At 71.4% G+C, this 16,762-nt stretch carries 12 protein-coding genes and 1 pseudogene; 7 read left to right on the top strand and 6 right to left on the bottom strand.

Translation table 11 applies throughout. From position 1 onward, the window contains the following. Positions 1-51 precede the first annotated feature (51 nt). The 3 genes and pseudogenes from ASD48_RS34290 to ASD48_RS34280 all read left to right on the top strand — a co-directional run. Positions 52-1,929, top strand: coding sequence for an AMP-binding protein (locus ASD48_RS34290; protein WP_242432817.1), 1,878 nt, complete (start codon positions 52-54; stop codon positions 1,927-1,929). A gap of 15 nt (positions 1,930-1,944) precedes the next feature. Next, positions 1,945-2,772, top strand: a complete 828-nt coding sequence (locus ASD48_RS34285) for a PaaX family transcriptional regulator C-terminal domain-containing protein (RefSeq protein WP_057605762.1) — start codon at positions 1,945-1,947, stop codon at positions 2,770-2,772. Positions 2,773-2,789: 17 nt separating this feature from the next. After that, positions 2,790-3,089 (top strand): annotated as a pseudogene (locus ASD48_RS34280) (adenylyl-sulfate kinase); the annotation flags it as partial. A gap of 214 nt (positions 3,090-3,303) precedes the next feature. Here ASD48_RS34280 and ASD48_RS34275 read toward each other — a convergent pair. Continuing rightward, positions 3,304-5,610: a bifunctional salicylyl-CoA 5-hydroxylase/oxidoreductase gene (locus ASD48_RS34275; RefSeq protein ID WP_057605761.1), complete on the bottom strand. Its 2,307-nt coding sequence runs from the start codon at positions 5,608-5,610 to the stop codon at positions 3,304-3,306. Positions 5,611-5,677: 67 nt separating this feature from the next. Here ASD48_RS34275 and ASD48_RS44540 point away from each other — a divergent pair, with 67 nt between their 5' ends. Further along, positions 5,678-5,821: a hypothetical protein gene (locus tag ASD48_RS44540; RefSeq protein ID WP_157880758.1), complete on the top strand. Its 144-nt coding sequence runs from the start codon at positions 5,678-5,680 to the stop codon at positions 5,819-5,821. On the opposite strand, the gene ASD48_RS34270 is transcribed toward ASD48_RS44540, so the two are convergent. Beyond that, positions 5,784-6,611, bottom strand: a complete 828-nt coding sequence (locus ASD48_RS34270; RefSeq protein WP_057606097.1) for an enoyl-CoA hydratase family protein — start codon at positions 6,609-6,611, stop codon at positions 5,784-5,786. The genes ASD48_RS44540 and ASD48_RS34270 overlap by 38 nt on opposite strands. A 312-nt stretch (positions 6,612-6,923) precedes the next feature. Between ASD48_RS34270 and ASD48_RS34265 the strand changes: the two genes are divergently transcribed. Next, positions 6,924-7,385 (top strand): ATP-binding protein, encoded by a 462-nt coding sequence (locus ASD48_RS34265; RefSeq protein WP_057606096.1) that lies wholly within the window; start codon positions 6,924-6,926, stop codon positions 7,383-7,385. A 157-nt stretch (positions 7,386-7,542) separates the two neighbouring features. Here ASD48_RS34265 and argF read toward each other — a convergent pair whose 3' ends face one another. Together argF and ASD48_RS34255 are read right to left on the bottom strand one after the other, a co-directional pair. Further along, positions 7,543-8,556 (bottom strand): ornithine carbamoyltransferase, encoded by a 1,014-nt coding sequence (gene argF, locus ASD48_RS34260; RefSeq protein ID WP_057605760.1) that lies wholly within the window; start codon positions 8,554-8,556, stop codon positions 7,543-7,545. Positions 8,557-8,883: 327 nt separating this feature from the next. After that, the gene (locus ASD48_RS34255; RefSeq protein WP_057605759.1) at positions 8,884-10,107 is read right to left on the bottom strand and encodes an arginine deiminase; all 1,224 of its coding nucleotides are present in this window, start codon (positions 10,105-10,107) and stop codon (positions 8,884-8,886) included. Between the two features lie 185 nt (positions 10,108-10,292). On the opposite strand from ASD48_RS34255, the gene ASD48_RS34250 reads away from it, so the two are divergent. Both ASD48_RS34250 and ASD48_RS34245 read left to right on the top strand, forming a co-directional pair. Beyond that, complete coding sequence (locus tag ASD48_RS34250) at positions 10,293-11,462, top strand: SPFH domain-containing protein (RefSeq protein ID WP_057605758.1); 1,170 nt, start codon at positions 10,293-10,295, stop codon at positions 11,460-11,462. Further along, on the top strand, positions 11,459-12,370 hold the full coding sequence (locus ASD48_RS34245) for an NAD(+)/NADH kinase (protein ID WP_057605757.1): 912 nt from the start codon (positions 11,459-11,461) through the stop codon (positions 12,368-12,370). The genes ASD48_RS34250 and ASD48_RS34245 overlap by 4 nt, the downstream gene beginning before the upstream one ends. A 97-nt stretch (positions 12,371-12,467) precedes the next feature. Here the strand turns inward: ASD48_RS34245 and ASD48_RS34240 are convergent, their stop codons facing one another. Together ASD48_RS34240 and ASD48_RS34235 are read right to left on the bottom strand one after the other, a co-directional pair. After that, positions 12,468-15,050, bottom strand: coding sequence for a polynucleotide kinase-phosphatase (locus ASD48_RS34240; protein ID WP_057605756.1), 2,583 nt, complete (start codon positions 15,048-15,050; stop codon positions 12,468-12,470). Beyond that, the gene (locus ASD48_RS34235) at positions 15,047-16,516 is read right to left on the bottom strand and encodes a 3' terminal RNA ribose 2'-O-methyltransferase Hen1 (RefSeq protein ID WP_057605755.1); all 1,470 of its coding nucleotides are present in this window, start codon (positions 16,514-16,516) and stop codon (positions 15,047-15,049) included. Before ASD48_RS34235 ends, ASD48_RS34240 begins: the two co-directional genes overlap by 4 nt. Positions 16,517-16,762: the final 246 nt, after the last annotated feature.

Here is a 16,762-nt window from a genome sequence, read left to right as displayed (position 1 = left end):
GCCCGGGGCAGCCCAGCCGGACAGTCCATCCAGGCAAGGGGGCGAACGCCCATGAACGTCTCGGCCCACGTCGACACCTTCGCGCGCGACCACCTTCCGCCGCCCGGCCACTGGCCCGACCTCCGCTTCGATCTGCCCGAACTGGACTACCCCGCCCGGGTGAACTGCGCGGCCGAGCTGCTCGACCACGCCGCCCCGGACCGGCCCGTGTTCCACACCGGCTCCGGGCCCTCCTGGACGTACGGCGAGCTGCGGGCCCGCGTCGACCGGATCGCGCATCTGCTCAGCGGCGCCCTCGGAGTCGTCCCCGGCAACCGTGTGCTGCTGCGCGGTCCCACCACGCCGTGGCTGGCGGCCTGCTGGCTGGCGGTACTGAAGGCGGGCGCGATCGCGGTCACCGTTCTGGCCCAGCAGCGGCCGAACGAGCTGCGCACCATGTGCGAGATCGCGCGGGTGGGGCACGCTCTCTGTGACATCAGGACGGTGGACGACCTCGCCAAGGCGGAAATACCCGGGCTCCGGATCACGACGTACGGCGGTGACGCTCCCGACGACCTGCTGAACCGGCCGGCGCCGCAAGAGCGGTATCAGGCTGTCGAAACCGCTTCCGACGATGTGGCACTGATCGCCTTCACCTCCGGCACCACCGGACGCCCGAAAGGCTGTTTGCATTTTCACCGGGACGTACTGGCGATCGCCGACACCTTCTCGCGGCACGTACTGAAACCGCTTCCGGACGATGTCTTCGCCGGCAGTCCCCCGCTCGGTTTCACCTTCGGCCTCGGCGGGTTGGTCGTCTTTCCGATGCGGGCCGGCGCCAGCTCGCTGCTGCTCGAACAGGCGGGCCCCCGGCAACTGTTGTCCGCGATCGCCGCACATCGGGTGACCGTGCTGTTCACAGCTCCCACCGCGTATCGCGCGATGCTCGACGACCTGAACAGCAGGCACGACCTGACGGGCGCGAACGACGTGACGGGCGCAAACGGCTCGACCCGTCCGAACGGCCCGAACGGCCCGGCACTCCCCCACGCGCACGACATCTCCTCGCTGCGCCGTTGCGTCTCCGCCGGCGAGAACCTCCCCGCCGCCACCTGGCGGGCCTGGCACCAGCGGACCGGGCTCCGGCTGATCAACGGCATCGGCGCCACCGAGCTGCTGCACATCTTCATCTCGGCCGCCGACGAAGACATCCGGCCCGGCACGACCGGCGTCCCCGTCCCCGGCTGGCACGCGCGCGTGCAGGACCCCGGCGGCAGACCCGTGCCCGACGGCAAGCCCGGACTCCTCGCCGTGCGCGGCCCGGTCGGCTGCCGCTACCTCGCCGACCCGCGCCAGCGGCAATACGTGCGCGACGGCTGGAACGTCACCGGCGACACGTACGTCCGTGAGGCCGACGGCTACTTCCGGTACGTCGCCCGCGCAGACGACATGATCATCTCGGCCGGGTACAACATCGCGGGGCCCGAGGTGGAGGAGGCGCTGCTGCGACACCCGGACGTGGTCGAGGCCGCGGTCGTGGGACGGCCCGACGAGCGGCGGGGGCAGGTGGTCGTGGCGTTCCTCGTCCTGCGGGCGGGCGCCCGGCGCGACGCGGAGGCACTGCGCGCCTTCCTCAAGGAGGAGTTGGCCCCGTACAAGTGTCCGCGTGAGTTCGTCTTCCTGGACGCGCTGCCGCGCACGGCGACCGGGAAGCTCCAGAGATTCAGGCTGCGTACCGAAGGCCACCTCGGAGACCAGCTCAAAGGCCCGCTCGAAGGCCATCATGAAGACCACGTCGAGGAGGCCCACAGGCAGCGCCACGGCGAGGGCCGCGCCGACGACCGGAGCAGAGACCCGGGCAACGGCGGCAGCAGGAACGGAAGCGAAGATCACGGCGAAGACCACCGTGAAGATCACGTAGGTGATCACACCAATAGTGACCAGCACTGATACCGAAGACCTAAGATGATCAACGTGTCCGACCAGCCCGCACCCCGGTCTCTCATCGTCACGCTCTACGGCGCGTACGGCCGCTTCGCACCGGGCCCGGTGCCTGTCGCCGAGCTGATCCGGCTGCTAGCCGCGGTCGGCGTCGACGCGCCCTCCGTACGCTCCTCGGTGTCCCGGCTGAAGCGGCGCGGACTGCTGCTGCCGGCACGTACGGCGCAGGGCGCTGCGGGATATGAACTGTCCGATGAGGCACGGCAGTTGCTCGACGACGGTGACCGGCGCATCTATGCCACGGCCCCACCGGCGGACGAGGGCTGGGTGCTGGCGGTGTTCTCCGTGCCGGAGTCGGAGCGGCAGAAGCGGCACGTGCTTCGGTCGCGGCTCGCGGGTCTGGGGTTCGGCACCGCCGCACCGGGGGTGTGGATCGCGCCTGCGCGGCTGCACGACGAGACCCGGCACACCCTCCGACGGCTGCGTCTCGATCCGTACGTCGACCTCTTCCGCGGCGAGCATCTGGGCTTCTCACCGACCGTCGAGTCCGTCGCCCGCTGGTGGGACCTGGCGGCCATCGCCAAGGAGCACGAGACGTTCCTCGACGGTCACGCGCGCGTGCTGCACGCCTGGCTGCAGCGTCCGGACACGCCGCCGGAGGAGGCCTACCGGGACTACCTCCTCGCCCTGGACTCCTGGCGTCACCTGCCCTACACCGACCCAGGTCTGCCCGCTCGTCTGCTGCCCGAGGACTGGCCGGGGACCCGTTCGGCGGCCGTGTTCCGGGGACTGCACGAGCGACTGCGGGACGCGGGGGCGCAGTTCGCGGGAGTGACCCCGCACGCGTCGTGAGTCACTCACTCAAACCCGTCGTCCCCGTGATCGCGCCCTACGCCGACAGCCGCGAGGCGGTGCGGCTCCGGCACGAGAAGAGCGGCACACCGTACGTCGAGGTGCGTGTCGCGACCCCGGTCGAGGTGTGCCGGGAGCGGGACGTGAAGGGGCTGTACGCCCGGCAGGCCGCGGGCGGGCTGACGGGGCTGACGGGTGTCGACGCCCCGTACGAGGCCCCGGTCGACCCCGAGCTGGTGCTGACGAAGCAGGACCGGACCCCGCCGGACTCGGCGGACGCGGTGTATGCGGTGCCGGCAGATCGGGGACTGGTGTGAGCCCGGCGGTTCTCGTCGCACCCAGGCAGGCTCCGCGCGCCGGCTCACCTGCGGCTCCCTCACCGGTTCCCGGGTCGCCTCCCGGACCGATGTCCGGACCGAGGCCCGGGCCGGCTCCCGTGCCGACTCCCGGGCCACCCGACTCTCGTGCCGACTCCCGGGAGTCGGCTGCCGGGTCGGCTCTCGGGTCTTTGCCCTCCCCCCCCCCGCCGCCTCAACTCGTCAGCGTGAGGCGGGGTTTGGGCGCGTCCGTGCGTCCCGTGCGCGGCGGCCTGCTGCCCGCGCGATAGGGGGCGGGCCACTCGGCGCCCGGGCCGCTGTAGCCCTGCTCGGCGGCCGCGTGCAGGGTCCAGTTCGGGTCGTAGAGGTGCGGCCGGGCGAGGGCGCAGAGGTCCGTTCGGCCCGCAAGGATCAGTGAGTTGACGTCGTCCCAGGAGGAGATCGCGCCGACCGCGATCACGGGGACCCGCACCTCGTGCCGGATCCGGTCCGCGAACGGTGTCTGGTACGAGCGGCCGAACTCGGGTCGCTCGTCGGCCACCACCTGGCCCGTCGACACATCGATCGCGTCGACGCCGTGCGCGGCGAAGGCGCGGGCGATCTCGACGGCGTCGTCGGCCGAAGTGCCGCCCTCGGCCCAGTCGGTGGCCGAAATGCGGACGGTCATCGGTCGTTCCGCGGGCCACACCGCGCGGACCGCGTCGAAGACCTCCAGCGGGAAGCGCAGCCGCTTGGTGAGCGTGCCTCCATAGGCGTCGGTTCGGTGGTTGGTCAGCGGGGAGAGGAAGCCGGACAGCAAGTAGCCGTGGGCGCAGTGCAGTTCGAGCAGATCGAAGTCGGACCGGGCGGCGCGGGCGGCGGCTGCGGCGAACTCCTGCCGGAGGTCGGTGAGTTGGGCTCGGGTGAGCGCGCGGGGCAGTCGGCTGCCCGGCTTGTACGGCAGCGGCGAGGCGGCCACCAGCGGCCAGTTGCCTTCGGGCAGCGGTTCGTCCATCCCCTCCCACATCCGTTTCGTCGACCCCTTCCGCCCGGAGTGACCGAGTTGGACGCCGATCGCGGTGCCGGGCGCCCGGTCGTGCACGAAGTCGGTGACGCGGCGCCAGGCTTCGGCCTGACGGCCGGTGTAGAGGCCGGTGCAGCCGGGCGTGATGCGCCCCTCGGGAGACACGCACACCATCTCGGTCATCACGAGTCCGGCTCCGCCGAGGGCGCGGGCGCCGAGGTGGACGAGGTGGAAGTCGCCGGGGAGGCCGTCGGTGGCCGAGTACATGTCCATGGGCGAGACGACGACCCGGTTGCGCAGGGTCAGGCCGCGCAGCCGGAACGGGGTGAACATCGGGGGTGTGCCGGGCGGGCAGCCGAACTCGCGCTCCACTGCGTCGGTGAAGTGGGGGTCGCGCAGGCGCAGGTTGTCGTGGGTGACGCGGCGGCTGCGGGTGAGGAGGTTGAAGGCGAATCGGCGGGGCGGCTGGTCGAGGTAGAGGCCTATGTTCTCGAACCACTCCAGGCTGGCCCGGGCGGCCCGCTGGGTGGAGGCGACGACGGGCTTGCGCTCCTCCTCGTAGGCGGTCAACGCGGTGTGCAGGTCGGGTTGTTCGTGCAGGCAGGCCGCGAGCGCCAGGGCGTCCTCGACGGCGAGCTTGGTGCCGGAGCCGATGGAGAAGTGGGCGGTGTGGGCGGCGTCGCCCAGCAGGACGATGTTGCCGTGCGACCAGCGCTCGTTGACGACGGTCCGGAACCTGGTCCAGGTGGATCGGTGGGACTTGAGCGAGCGTCCGCCGAGGGCGTCCGCGAAGATCTTGGCGCAGCGCTCGACCGACTCCTGTTCGTCGAGTTCGTCGAAACCGGTTGCCCGCCATACCTCTTCGCGCATCTCGACGATCACGGTCGAGGAGTCGGGCGCGTAGGGGTATCCGTGCAGTTGCATCACGCCGTGCGGGGTCTCGGCGATCTCGAAGCGGAAGACGTCGAAGGCGAAGTCCGCGGCGAGCCAGATGTAGCGGCAGCGGTGGCCCGTCACCCGGGGGCGGAAAGCCTGGGCGTACGCCTCGCGGGTGGTGCTGTGCACACCGTCGGCGGCGATGACGAGGTCGTACTCCTGCGCCAGCCGCGCGGGGTCCGGCGCCTCGGCGCGAAAGCGCAGGTCGACGCCCAGCGAGCGGCAGCGCTCGTGCAGGATCTCCAGGAGTCTGCGCCGGCCGAGGGCGGCGAAGCCGTGTCCGGTGGAGGTGTGCCGGCAGTCGCGGCGCACGATGTCGATGTCGTCCCAGCGGACGAAGTCCTGCTGGAGGGCGGCGTAGACCTGCGGGTCGGCGTGTTCGATGCCGCCGAGGGTCTCGTCGGAGAGGACGACGCCGAAGCCGAAGGTGTCGTCGGGGGCGTTGCGTTCCCAGAGGGTGATCTCGCGGGCGGGGTCGAGGCGTTTCAGCAGGGCGGCGGCGTAGAGACCGCCGGGGCCGCCGCCGATGACCGCGACGCGCCGGGGCCGGCCGGTGCCGTCGTGCGGCGGCGGGCCGCCCACTGCCGGTCGCGGACCTCCGGGAAGTCGCGGGTCGGCGCCGCCCGGCACCGTTGACGCCGGTGTCCGCGTGTCGGTCGACGTGATCACCGTCCCCGCCACCTCGGTCGACGTGGTCACGGCCCCCGCCACCTCGGTCGACGTGGTCACCGCCCCCGCCACCTCGGTCGTCATGGTCACCGCCCCCGCCACTTCGGCGGCCGCTTCTGCGTGAACGCCTCGTGGAACTCGGCGTAGTCCTCGCCGTTCATGAGCAGTGCCTGGGTGGCGGCGTCCAGTTCGACGGAGGCGGCGAGCGGCATGTCCAGTTCCGCGGTGAGGAGTGCCTTGGTCTGGGCGTACGCCAGTGCGGGTCCGTCGGCCAGGCGGCGGGCGAGTGCCTGGGCGGCCTCGTCGCAGCGACCCTCGTCCGTCAGTTCGCTGATCAGGCCGATGCGCTCGGCCTCGGGGGCGCGGACCGGCTCTCCGAGCATGAGCAGCCGGGTGGCGTGGCCGAGGCCGACGACCCGGGGCAGCAGATAGGCGGCGCCCATGTCGCCGCCGGAGAGGCCGACGCGGGTGAAGAGGAACGCGAAGCGGGCGCTGGGGTCGGCGATCCGGAAGTCGGCGGCCAGGGCGAGGACCGCGCCGGCGCCCGCCGCCACGCCGTGCACGGCGGCGATGACCGGGAACGGGCACTCCCGTACGGCCCGCACGACCTGGCCGGTCATCCGGTTGAAGTCGAGCAGCCGGGCGGTGTCCATGCCGAGGGTGGCGCCGATGATCTCGTCGACGTCTCCGCCGGAGCAGAAGCCACGGCCCTCGCCGGCCAGCACCAGGGCGCGGACCGACCGCTCCCGGGACAGCTCGGCGAGCAGATCGCGCAGGTCGGCGTAGGCGCCGAAGGTGAGGGCGTTGAGTTTCTCGGGTCGGGCCATGGTGACGGTGGCGATGCCGTCGGTGCGCGAGACGCGCAGGTGGTGCCAGTCGGAGGTGCGGGCGGCGGAGCCGGTGAAGGGACTCATGAGGGCGGCCTCCTCGACAGTCACTCCGAAGCTATCACCTTCTCGTGACTGTCGTCAGGAGTACGCGATAGAGGCCCCGGGAAGAATCGCTGTGTCACCGCACGGCATGTTCTCGTCACACACGTCACCGGTCGTCAATAAGGCGGTAACAACGGGATCAGGTGCGCGAGAGGGACCGTTGACCCGGGTAAGTCGCCGGGCAGGGGCCGAAGGTCCCGTACGGCGCCCGACGAGCGCCTCTGCCGGAGGCCGCCGTACCATTCCTGAAGTTGAAAGCAGGGCCACCTGATGTCGACCATCGGAACCTGCGCCATGAACGGACTCGCCTTGTACGAACGCCCCTCCGAGCCGCCCGCCTCCTGGCGTATCGCGCTGCCGCACTCCGCCGCGGCCGTGCCGGTGGCCCGTGCTCTGGTCCGAACGGCGCTGGCCGAGCTGAAGCACGGGGCGGACAGCGACACCGCGGAGCTGCTCACCGCCGAGTTGGTGGCCAACGCCGTGGAGCACACCGCAGGGGACGCTCCGATAGAGCTGGTGGTGGAGCTGCAGCCGACCGGCTGCCAGGTCGAGGTGCACGACCCCGACCCGGTGCCGCCCGGCGATCTCACCCACCCCTCCGGGGAGGAACCCGACCCCTGGCAGGAGCACGGGCGCGGGCTGCTGCTCATCCGCACCCTCAGCTCGTCCTGCGGTCACCGGCCCACCGAGCAGGGCAAGGCGGTGTGGTTCAGGCTGGCCGCCGTTCCGGCACAGTGGCGCCCGCACCCGGCGTGACGTCGGCCGCCCCGGCCGCGACGGGCGCGCCTCACGTCACCCGTCACCCGTCACCCGTCACCCGCAGGCTGTCACCCGTGAGCCCGTCACCCCTGAGCCGTCGACCATGGGCCGTGGCGTTTGTGGCGGGCGTGGCGTGTGAGTCCGGGCCGCCCGCTCAGGCGAGCGTCGCCACCAGTACGGCCTTGATCGTGTGCAGGCGGTTCTCGGCCTCGTCGAAGACGACCGAGTGGGCCGACTCGAACACCTCGTCCGTCACCTCGAGGGAATCCAGCCCGTGGGCCTCGTGGATCTCGCGCCCGACTTTGGTGCCGAGGTCGTGGAAGGCCGGGAGGCAGTGCAGGAACTTGACGTCCGGGTTTCCCGTGGCGCGCAGGACGTCCATGGTCACGGCGTACGGGCCGAGGGCGGCGATCCGCTCGTCCCAGACCTCCTTGGGCTCCCCCATGGAGACCCACACGTCGGTGGCGACGAAGTCGGCGCCCGTGACGCCCTCGGCGAGGTCCTCGGTGAGCAGGATCGCGGCGCCGGAGTCCTCGGCCAGCTTGCGGGCCTGCGCGACCACCTCGTCGGCGGGCCAGTACGCCTCGGGCGCGACGATACGGACGTCCATGCCGAGCAGGGCGCCGGTGATCAGGTAGGAGTTGCCCATGTTGAAGCGGGCGTCGCCGAGGTAGGCGAGGACGAAACGGTCCTCACCGAGGTTCTTGGCGCAGTGCTCGGTCATCGTGAGCACGTCGGCGAGCATCTGGGTGGGGTGCCAGTCGTCGGTGAGGCCGTTGAAGACGGGCACGCCCGCGTGGGCGGCGAGCTCCTCGACCTTGTCCTGGCTGGCCCCGCGGTACTCGATGCCGTCGTACATCCGGCCCAGTACGCGGGCGGTGTCCTTCACCGACTCCTTGTGGCCGATCTGCGAGCCGGAAGGGTCGAGGTAGGTGGTGGAGGCGCCCTGGTCGGCGGCGGCGACCTCGAACGCGCAGCGGGTGCGCGTAGAGGTCTTCTCGAAGATCAGGGCGATGTTCTTGCCGCGCAGGTGCTGGACCTCGGTCCCGGCCTTCTTGGCGGCCTTCAGCTCGGCGGCCAGCTCGATCAGGCCGCGGAACTCCTCCTCGGTGAAGTCCAGCTCCTTGAGGAAGTGGCGGCCGGCGAGGGCGGTCGGGACTGTCGCCATGGGGGTCGCTCCAGAAGTGCGGTGAAGAGATGCAGCATGGACTGCGGTGACGAGGACCCTCGGAAGTCTATACGACACTCAACATTTTTATACAGACACCCGAGCGACACCCGTACACCCGCACGGCACACCCACACGCGTGCCCAGACGCCATGCCCAGAAGACTCACCCAGAACGCCACGCCCAGAAGGCTCGCCCGCACGGCGCGCCGGTACGGCCACGTCCGTACGACCCATCCGCACGACCCATCCGTACGGCTCGCCCGCACGGCRCGCCKGTACGGCCACRTCCGTACGCACGCCAGCCCGGCACAACCGTCCGGCACACCTATACGGCGCTCCGTTCGACCGGGCAGCTCATGCAGCGCGGCCCGCCCCTCCCCCGGCCCAGCTCGCTGCCGGGGATCTCTATCACTTCGATGCCCTGTTTGCGCAGATGGGTGTTGGTGGTGACGTTGCGCTCGTAGGCGACGACGACGCCCGGCTCCACGGCGAGGACGTTGCAGCCGTCGTCCCACTGCTCCCGCTCGGCCGCGTGGACGTCCTGGGTGGCGGTGAGCACCCGGATCTCGCTCAGACCGAGGGCGGCGGCGATCGCGCGGTGCATGTGCTCCGGCGGATGGTCGGTGACCTTGAGCTCCTTCTCGCCGACGCCCGGCTCGATGGTGTACGAGCGGAGCATGCCGAGGCCCGCGTACTGGGTGAAGGTGTCGCCGTCGACCATCGTCATCACGGTGTCGAGGTGCATGAAGGCGCGCCGTTTCGGCATATCGAGGGCCACGATGGTCTGGGCCGAGCCCGCCGCGAACAGTTTGTGGGCGAGCATCTCGACGGCCTGCGGAGTGGTGCGCTCGCTCATGCCGATCAGTACGGCGCCGTTGCCGATGACGAGGACGTCGCCGCCCTCGATGGTGGACGGATAGTCCGCCTGCCCCTCGGACCAGACGCGGAACGTTTCGCCGCGGAACAGGGGGTGATGCCGGTAGATCGCCTCGAAGTGGACGGTCTCGCGCTGCCGGGCCGGCCAGCGCATGGCGTTGATCGCGACACCGTCGTAGATCCAGGCGGAGGTGTCCCGGGTGAAGAGGTGGTTGGGGAGCGGGTCGAGGAGGAAGTCGTCGAGGTCCATGACATGGAAGCGCACGGAGGTCGGTTCGGGATGCGCTTCCAGAAACTCCCTCTTGGTCATACCGCCGACGAGGGCCTCCACCAGTTCCGGGGCGGGGAGCTTCTCGAAGGCGGCGCGGAGGTGGTCGGTGGCGAGCACCCCGTATTCCTTCTCGTCGAAGACGCGGTCCAGGACGAGCGCTCGGGCCGCCGGGATCTCCAGGGCCTCGGTGAGCAGGTCGCCGAAGAGGTGTACGGCGACACCGCGGTCGCGCAGCACGTCGGCGAACCCGTCGTGCTCGGCGCGTGCCCGGCGCACCCACAGCACGTCGTCGAAGAGAAGGGTGTCCTTGTTGCTGGGGGTGAGCCTTTTGAGCTCGAGATCCGGCCGGTGAAGGATGACGCGGCGCAGCCGCCCGGCCTCGGAGTCGACGTGGAATCCCATGCCTCCATCCTGACCATCAGGGACCGTCTTCACCCCCTGCTGGACCGTTTCCGCATGAGCTTGTTCCCCCCTCGTCACCCTCGGGCACCTCCCACCCGTTCTCGTCCCCTTGACGACAAGGGGAACGCGCGACTATCGTTTTCTTATCGTCGCATTGACGAGAAACGGATCGAGGGGGGTCTCTCATGGCCGACATCACCCGGCGCCTGGGCTGGCGCCATCTGCGCGGCGCACCGACGGCGCATGTGCGCCACCACCGCTCCGGCAAGCTGGCGCACGACGGTCCCGGGCTCAGCTTCTGGTTCCGCTCGCTGAGCGCGGCGCTCTCCGAAGTGCCGGTGGACGACCGCGAGTTGGCGATGACCTTCCACGCCCGTACGGTCGACTTCCAGGACGTGACGGTGCAGGCGACGGTGACCTACCGGATCAGCGACCCGGCCGTCGCCGCCGCCCGCCTCGACTTCTCCATCGACCCCGACACCGGGATCTGGCGCAGTGCGCCCCTGGAGCAGCTCGGCACCCTGCTGACGGAGACGGCGCAGCAACACGCGCTGGACGTCCTCGCGCGTACGTCACTGGCGTCGGCGCTGGTGGACGGCGTGACGTCGGTACGGGAGCGGGTCGCGGCGGGGCTGGCGGCGGAGCCTCGGCTGCCGGCCACGGGCATCGAGATCGTGGCCGTGCGGGTCGTGGCGCTGCGGCCGGAACCGGAGGTGGAGCGGGCGCTGCGCACCCCGGCGCGCGAGCAGATCCAGCAGGAGGCCGACCGGGCGACGTACGAGCGGCGGGCGGTGGCCGTCGAGCGGGAGCGGACGATCGCCGAGAACGAACTTGCCAGCCAGATCGAACTGGCCCGCCGCGAGGAGCAGTTGGTTGAGCAGCGCGGCACGAACACCCGTCGCGAGGCGGAGGAGAACGCGGCGGCGGACAAGGTGCGCGCGGAGGCGGAGGCCTCCCGGTCCGTGCGGCTCGCGGAGGCGGAGGCCGCGCGGTCGGTCAAGCTGGCGGAGGCGGAGGCCGCGAAGCAGGTGCGGCTGGCGGACGCCGAGGCACAGCGCACGGAGCGGCTCACCCTGGCGGAGGCGGCGCGCACCGTCCGGCTCGCGGAGGCGGAGGCGGCCCGCTCGGTCCGGCTCGCCCACGCCGAGGCCCAGGCGGCGCGTGAGGTCGGCGAGGCGCGGGCCCAGGCGCAGGCCGCCTGGCTGCGCGTGCACGCGGACGTCGACGTGGCGACCCTGCACGCCCTGACCGGGACGCGTCTGGCCGAGAACCTGCCGCACATCGACAGCGTGACGATCTCGCCTGACGTCCTCACCGGGCTCCTGTCGAGGCTCGGCGCCGGGGAACGGGAATGAGTCTCGCCCCGCGGGCCGTGCTGGTCCACCGCACCACGGAGTACGAGGAGTTGGTGGCCCGGCACGGCACCCACGGCCAGGCCGCCTTCTTCCTCTCCTCGCGGGGCCGGGACATCGAGGAGGTCGCCGAACGCCACCGGCGCACCAGGCGGGCCATGGCGGAGGTGACGGCTGCCATTCCTCTGACCTGGCGTCAGACGCGGGTGGAGCGCGGGGACTTGGACCGCTTCCTCTTCGCCCCCGAGGACGTGGTGGTCGTGGTCGGCCAGGACGGACTGGTGGCGAACGTCGCCAAGTACCTGACCGGCCAGCCGGTGGTGGGCATCGACACCGACCCCGGCCGCAATCCGGGCGTCCTGGTCCGCCACCGCCCGGCGGACGCCCGGCTGCTCCTGCCCTCCGTGTTCGCCGCGGGCACCGGCACGGACGGGCTGACCATGGTCGAGGCGGTGGCCGACGACACCCAGCGGCTGCTGGCCCTGAACGAGATCTATCTGGGCGCCGCGGGTCACCAGACCGCCCGCTACCGCCTGGGCCTCGACGACGACGGGGGTGCCGTCGAGGCCCAGGCCTCCTCAGGGGTGCTGGTGGGCACCGGCACCGGGGCGACCGGCTGGATCCGGTCCGTGTGGCAGGAGCGGGGCGGCGCGGGCGACGGGGGCCCGCGCCTTCCAGGCCCGACGGAGGACCGGCTGGTGTGGTTCGTGCGGGAGGCGTGGCCGTCCCCCGCGACCGGCACCTCGCTGGTCGCGGGCGAACTCGCGGCCGGCGGCCGGCTGACGCTCACCGTCGAGTCGGAACGGCTCATCGCCTTCGGCGACGGGATCGAGAGCGACGCGGTGGAGCTGACCTGGGGGCAGCGGGTACGGGTGGGAAGGGCGGAGACGGCGCTGCGGCTCGTCGGTTGAGCCGCAGCGCCGCCTCCGGCCGCCGGGCACGGCGGCGGCTCCTCCACGGGCCTTCACCGTGCGGGCGGAACCGCCGCGCCGCACACCGGCGCCCCGCTCACAACCGCGGGTCCACCGGCTCCGACTCCAGGGCCAGCACGCCGAAGACCGCCTCGTGGACGCGCCACAGGGGCTCGCCCTCGGCGAGGCGGGCCAGGGCCTCCAGGCCGAGGGCGTACTCGCGGATCGCCAACGACCGTTTGTGGTTGAGGAAGCGCCCGCGCAGCCGGGTGAGGTTGTCGGGACGGGTGTACTCCGGGCCGTAGATGATCCGGAGGTACTCGCGGCCCCGGCACTTGATGCCGGGCTGGACCAGGCGGCCCTCGCCGCTGCGGACCAGGGCGCCCAGCGGCTTGACGACCATGCCCTCGCCGCCTCGGCCCGTCATCTCCAGCCACCAGTCGACACCCGCCTGGACCGACTCGGGGTCGGCCGTGTCGACGTAGAGACGGCGGGTCGTCTGGAGCAGACCCGTGTTGTCGTGTTCCACCAGCCGGTCGAGGAGCGACAGCTGCTCGTCGTGGGGCAGGTCGGCGAGGCTGCGGCCCTGGACCGCGAGGATCTGGAACGGGGCCAGCCGTACGCCCTCCAGACCGTCCGTCGTCCAGCAGTAACGGCGGTACGCCTCGGTGAACGCGGCGGCGTCCGAGGCGCGTTCACGCTGACGGGAGAGAAGGTCCCCGACGTCGACACCGCGTGCCGCCGCGCCCTCCAGGGCGGACAGGGCGCCCGGGAAGACCGCGCGGGACGCGGCGCCCACGGCCGCGTACTGCGAGCGGAGCAGACCCGATGCCTTCAGCGACCAGGGCATCAGCTCGGCGTCCAGCAGCAGCCAGTCCACCGTGCCGGAGGCGCTGCCGGGGGCGGCCAGCTCCGTCCAGAGACCGGCCTCGTCCACCGCGGTCCGTATCCGGCCGAGGATCTCCTCCGTCACGCTCTCGTCGTCGAAGAACGGCCGGCCCGTGCGGGTGTACAGGGACCCGGTGGGGCCGTCCACGCCGAAGCGCTTGCGCGCCGTTTCCGCGTCGCGGCACACCAGGGCCACCGCCCTCGAGCCCATGTGCTTCTCCTCGCACACGACCCGCGCGACACCGTCCTGCGCGTACTGCGCGAACGCCTCCGCCGGGTGCTCCAGGTAGCCCTCGACGTGCGAGGTGGCCGTGGGAGCCATCGTCGGCGGCAGGTACGGCAGCAGCCGCGGGTCCACCGCGAAACGGCTCATGACCTCCAGGGCCGCGGCCGCGTTCTCCTCGCGGATCGAGACCCGGTTCTGACCCTCGTAACGGGTTTCGACAATGCGTCGGCCCTGTACGTCCGCCAGGTCCAGCGGGCGGCCGTCGTGCCCGCCGGGTGCCTCGGAGCGCAGCGGCTTCGTCGGCTCGTACCAGACCTGCTCCGCCGGTACGTCGACCAGCTCGCGCTCCGGCCAGCGCAGCGCGGTCAGCTTGCCGCCGAACACGGCGCCGGTGTCCAGGCAGATCGTGTTGTTCAGCCAGGTGGCCTCCGGGACGGGCGTGTGGCCGTAGACCACCGCCGCGCGGCCCCGGTAGTCCTCGGCCCACGGGTAGCGCACCGGCAGGCCGAACTCGTCCGTCTCGCCGGTGGTGTCGCCGTACAGCGCGTGCGAGCGGACCCGTCCGGAGGTGCGGCCGTGGTACTTCTCCGGCAGACCCGCGTGACAGACCACGAGCCTGCCGCCGTCGAGGACGTAGTGGCTGACAAGGCCGTCGATGAACTCCCTTACCTCGGTGCGGAACTCCTCGCTCTCGCTCTCCATCTGCTCGATGGTCTCGGCCAGTCCGTGGGTGTGCTGGACCTTGCGGCCGCGCAGGTGACGGCCGTACTTGTTCTCGTGGTTGCCGGGCACGCACAGGGCGTTGCCCGACTTGACCATCGCCATCACCCGACGGAGCACGCCCGGGCTGTCCGGGCCCCGGTCGACCAGGTCACCGACGAAAACGGCCTGCCGGCCCTCCGGGTGGACGCCGTCCACATAACCCAACTTGCCCAGGAGGACGTCGAGTTCGAAGGCGCATCCGTGGATGTCTCCGATGATGTCGAACGGGCCGGTGAGGTGGGTCAGGTCGTTGTAGCGCTTCTCGGTGACGACCGAGGCGTTCTCGACGTCCTCGACGCCCCGCAGGACGTGCACCTTGCGGAAGCCCTCGCGCTCCAGGTGACGCAGCGAGCGGCGGAGTTCGCGGGTGTGACGCTGGATGACCCGGCGGGGCATGTCGGCGCGGTCGGTACGGGCCGCGTTGCGTTCGGCGCACACCTCCTCCGGCACGTCCAGCACGATGGCGATGGGCAGCACGTCGTACTGCTTCGCCAGGTCGATCAGCTGACGGCGGGCGTCCTGCTGCACGCTGGTGGCGTCGACCACCGTGCGACGGCCGGCCGCGAGCCGCTTGCCCGCGATGTAGTGCAGGACGTCGAAGGCGTCCCGGGTCGCGCTCTGGTCGTTCTCGTCGTCGGAGACCAGGCCTCGGCAGAAGTCGGAGGAGATGACCTCGGTGGCCTTGAAGTTGCGGCGGGCGAACGTGGACTTGCCGGACCCGGACGCACCGATCAGCACGACCAGGGAGAGGTCGGTGACGGGCAGGACGCGGCCCTGGTTCGTGGAAACCTGAGTGTCGGTCATGCTGCCTTCGCCTCCTTCTCGTTCACGCTGCTCATGGTGAAAACGGCCATCTGGGTGGGCGGACCGACCTCCGGGTCGTCCAAGCCGACCGGGACGAACTCGACGGCGTAGCCGTGCCGTTCGGCGACAGCGGCCGCCCAGCCGCGGAACTCCTCGCGGGTCCACTCGAAGCGGTGGTCGCCATGCCGGACGTGTCCTGCCGGGAGGCTCTCCCAGCGGACGTTGTACTCGACGTTCGGGGTGGTCATCAAAACCGTGCGCGGACGGGCGGAACCGAACACCGCGTACTCCAGGGCGGGCAGCCTGGGCAGGTCGAGGTGCTCGATCACCTCGCTGAGCACGGCCGCGTCGTAGCCCTTGAGCCGGGTGTCGGTGTAGGCGAGGGAGCTCTGGAGGAGCTGGACGCGGGAGGCCTGCCGCTCGCCCATCCGGTCCAGCTTCAGTCGCCGGGAGGCGATGGTGAGCGCGCGCATCGACACGTCGACCCCGACGATCTCGGTGAATCGCGGGTCCTTCAGCAGCGCCTGCACCAACTGGCCCTGTCCACAGCCGAGGTCGAGGACCCGGGCGGCCCCGGATTCCGTCAGCGCCGTGACGATCGCCTCACGGCGCAGCACGGCCAGCGGGGTCGGGCGCTCCTCCGTCTCGGCCTCCGCCTCGACCGCGTTGTCGATCTCCTCGACCTCGCTGTCGTCGGCCTCGGCGAGCCGGACCAGCTCCAGCCGCTCCATCGCCTCGCGGGTCAGCGACCAGCGGCGGGAGAGGTAACGACTGGTGATCAGTTTCTGCTGGGGGTGATCCGACAGCCATCCCTCACCGGCGCGCAGCAGCTTGTCGACCTCGTCGGAGGAGACCCAGTAGTGCTTGGCGTCGTCGAGGACGGGCAGCAGGACGTACAGGTGACGCAGAGCCTCGGCGACGGTGAGCGTCTCCGCCTCCAGGACCAGGCTCACATACCGCGAGTTTCCCCACTCCTCGAACTCCGTGTCGAGGGCCACCGGTTCGGCGTTCACGGCCCAGCCGAGCGGCTCGAACAGACCACGCACGAGGTCGACGCCGCCGCGGGCGGGCAGCGCGGGGACCTCGACACGCAACGGCCTTGTCTGCGAAGGGAGTTCGGGCTTCGCCGTGCACACACCGCGCATCGCGCTGGAGAACACGCCGCTCAGGGCGACCGCGAGCAGCGAGGAGGCCGCGTAGGGGCGGTCGTTGACGTACTGGGCGAGGGCCGCGTCCGGAGCACCGCCCCGGCCCTTGCCCTTGCCGCGCCGGACCAGCGCCACGGCGTCCACCTCCAGCAGCAGCGCCGCCGTGCAGCGCTCGGCATCGGCCTCGGGATAGAGGACGTGGGCCTTGCCGTAGGAGGTGGAGAACGCCTGCGCCTTGTCGGGATGCTTGTGCAGCAGAAAGCCCAGATCGGTGGCGGGGCGTTCAGGGGTGCCGGTGGTGCTGATCGTCAGGAACACGTGGGTGCCTCGGTGGGTTCGGAAGAAGAGCGGAAGCGCTGATCGTGCGCTCGCGCACTCCTACAACGTACAGAGAACGCCGCCGCGCCACTCACGATTTTCCCAGCCGATCGACGACCGTCCGCGCTGGTCAGACGGCGGGCGCCGGGGGTGGGGGGAGGAGGCGGGGGCGGGCCGGGAGCGGGCCGGGCCCCGCGGGGCGGGCGGTTCCGAAGCAATTGGCGCGGGACGGGCGGGACCGGCGGG

This window comes from Streptomyces sp. Root1310 (assembly GCF_001426425.1).
Classification (GTDB): Bacteria; Actinomycetota; Actinomycetes; order Streptomycetales; family Streptomycetaceae; genus Streptomyces.
Note: the sequence above shows the minus strand (reverse complement) of the source record. Positions and strands in the feature narration are given on the sequence as shown.